This is a genomic window from Bartonella sp. CL25QHWL (genome assembly GCF_042195335.1).
GTDB lineage: Bacteria > Pseudomonadota > Alphaproteobacteria > Rhizobiales > Rhizobiaceae > Bartonella.
The window spans coordinates 5,380-7,667 of sequence record NZ_JBHIOE010000025.1; the positions used below are offsets into that span (position 1 = coordinate 5,380).

The following is a 2,288-nucleotide window of genomic DNA, read 5'->3' on the forward strand; positions in this document are numbered from 1 at the left end:
AGCAATCAGCGTGTAATTACCTTCCTTAGCATTGGGGGTATGGCGCACCGTAATCGGATTCATCAATCCCTCCCGCGCCATTGATTGTGCAAGTGCCTTGGCATGCTCATCATCCACAGGGCGTATACGCTCCGGCACCACAATCACATCAAGAGCAAGCTTTTGAAACTGTGCCATCACGCTGCCGCCTTTCTGATCTCTTTAAAGAATAAATCCATCGCACGCCCCGCCCATCTTCGATAAGCTTTCGCAAAAACGGGTTCTTCCAAACGCCGGTTAATCACTTGCATAGATAGAGAAATAGAAGTCCGCTGACGTGCCTGTATCGCAACAATACGCCGCCGTGGCACCTCAAACTGATAATGCAAAATATGAATAACAATCTGTCGCGCTAACGCCGCATCAAATAAGCCATGCGGAGGGTCAATAATATACCGGATCGGCAGATGCTTAAATCCACCACTCACCGCCTTAAAAGAACAGGCAAGCATAGCTTCCAAACGTTCAACCTCCGAATAAGGATTAACGATATCGCTTCTGGCTTCTGGGGTCCATAAATTACAAGCAGCAACCATAACCACCCCCTATAAAAACAATATGACCACCATTTAATCGCCAGAACCACCCCATGCAAACGGCTGTTCTATGATGCAACTCTATGCAATTTATCTTGCCTATTTCGTACTGATCTTTAGACATTGATAAACCTTTTTATCTTATGGTATTTAAATTCATGGCAAATGCGCAAAAGCGCAAAGCCGTGTAACGAAGTTCAAGCAGCATTACCGCGCAAAGCAGAATGCGCACGCGAATCTGTGTTGGCATGTTTTGCTGCTTTAAAAATGCGACGGCGACTTTTGGGGTAGCGGTCGCTAAAAACCTGCTCGACGGGCAAACCGATAAAATCGGCAATAGCACGTTCGGCTTTCTCGTTAGATCGTGTCCAAATGTGTTGAACACTGGATGACGAGAGTTGATAAGCTTTCGCGAGCTCCGCCAAGGTCATGTTACGGCGGCGTAGCTCAGCTAAAATACTATGGCGATCCCAAACTTGGATGCATGTTTGTGTGGTTGTCATAAACTTCGCTCCTGCTTCAAACGGATGCTCCCACATCCGTTTTTTGTGGGGTTAATTGTAAAATATCTGCCCTCTATATCGGGCGGTAATAATAGTTATGATTTACATTTATAAATTTGTCAACCCTAAATGTAAATCTGGAGTGATTTTTTTTGGCAAGATCTGAAAAAAAACCTAAAACAGAACTGGCAAAGCGGTTATGTGAAGTACGGATCGCTCTTGGTTTTACTCAGCGCAAGCAGTTTGCTGATCATCTTACAGTACCAGAAAGTACTATGTATAATTACGAAACTGGCTTACGCGAACCGCCTTCATCAATGTTAGTAATTTACAAAAATATTTGTGGTATAGACGTCAATTGGCTTCTCACTGGAGAAGGCGAAATGTTTACAGACATGGAAAAGGCGAAAGCAGCTGGTTTTAAACCACAAACTATCCCTGCTGGTCTCATGAAAAAGCTTGGTCGCATAGCTTATACAACCTATCGCGATGCAAATATAAAACTCCCCCCTGAAGATATAGCGGAATTAGCGGCAGAGCTTTATAAAAAGTTACAAGAGCTTGTTCAAGACATCAACGACATGGAAGAAGTAGAAGCGACTTTCCCTCTTCTTAAAATTCATTTAAAGCGTCAAATAGAAGCTGAAAGAGTACATCTAGAAACTACACAAAATACGGCTTAATGCCTCTTTAATATGAAAAATCGATATGAAAATCTTTTTACATTAAAAAAATAATATAACTATTTGATTAATAAGTATATATTGCCTCTAAAAATAGATAATCATCAATAGGTGAAAATCTTTTTTGCTTTTTTGGTTATTTTTGGCTGATTTTGGAGTCAATTGAACTTTTGGAGTGATTTTTTTCACAGGGTCTTCAAAGGCGGTTTTCTGGGCTTTCACAGGGTTTTCAAAGACCTTTCAAAGCCTTCTCTCATTTTTACCTTTAAAACGCTCTTTTTTCTGATTTTCGCTCTTTTTAGCTCTTTTTTACAATTTTAGGTGTCAAAATCTATTTTGACAAAACGCGCATTTAATGCTAAATTTTATACATAAAAACAACAAATTACCACGTATTCCTACCTAATCCCACCTTTTCCCACTTAGTATAAAACCTAGTGTCAAACTACAAGCGGGTTTTGTATATTTTGACACTAGGTTTTGTACCAATTTATTTTTTCTCAAAGAGTTTTAAAGATGTTCTCAAA

Annotated in this window: 5 protein-coding genes; 1 reads left to right on the top strand and 4 read right to left on the bottom strand. The window is 40.3% G+C overall.

The genetic code is table 11. The features are described from left to right. From ACFILY_RS08720 to ACFILY_RS08735, 4 genes are all read right to left on the bottom strand, one after another. The coding region (locus ACFILY_RS08720) for a ParB N-terminal domain-containing protein (RefSeq protein WP_375673332.1) at positions 1 to 177 on the bottom strand (177 nt) is incomplete at its 3' end. Continuing rightward, positions 177 to 575, bottom strand: coding sequence for a hypothetical protein (locus ACFILY_RS08725; RefSeq protein ID WP_375673329.1), 399 nt, complete (start codon positions 573 to 575; stop codon positions 177 to 179). The genes ACFILY_RS08720 and ACFILY_RS08725, both read right to left, overlap by 1 nt. Further along, positions 559 to 699, bottom strand: a complete 141-nt coding sequence (locus ACFILY_RS08730) for a hypothetical protein (protein WP_171815235.1) — start codon at positions 697 to 699, stop codon at positions 559 to 561. Before ACFILY_RS08730 ends, ACFILY_RS08725 begins: the two co-directional genes overlap by 17 nt. 73 nt (positions 700 to 772) lie before the next feature. Further along, on the bottom strand, positions 773 to 1,078 hold the full coding sequence (locus ACFILY_RS08735) for a helix-turn-helix transcriptional regulator (RefSeq protein ID WP_005864619.1): 306 nt from the start codon (positions 1,076 to 1,078) through the stop codon (positions 773 to 775). 152 nt (positions 1,079 to 1,230) lie between these two features. Between ACFILY_RS08735 and ACFILY_RS08740 the strand changes: the two genes are divergently transcribed. Further along, positions 1,231 to 1,761, top strand: coding sequence for a helix-turn-helix domain-containing protein (locus ACFILY_RS08740; protein WP_375673331.1), 531 nt, complete (start codon positions 1,231 to 1,233; stop codon positions 1,759 to 1,761). Positions 1,762 to 2,288: the final 527 nt, after the last annotated feature.

Excerpts from the sequence above, each read along its gene's own strand:
- ACFILY_RS08725 (WP_375673329.1), bottom strand. The coding sequence starts at position 575 with ATGGTTGCTGCTTGTAATTTATGGACCCCAGAAGCCAGAAGCGATATC.
- ACFILY_RS08730 (WP_171815235.1), bottom strand. The coding sequence starts at position 699 with ATGTCTAAAGATCAGTACGAAATAGGCAAGATAAATTGCATAGAGTTG.
- ACFILY_RS08735 (WP_005864619.1), bottom strand. The coding sequence starts at position 1,078 with ATGACAACCACACAAACATGCATCCAAGTTTGGGATCGCCATAGTATT.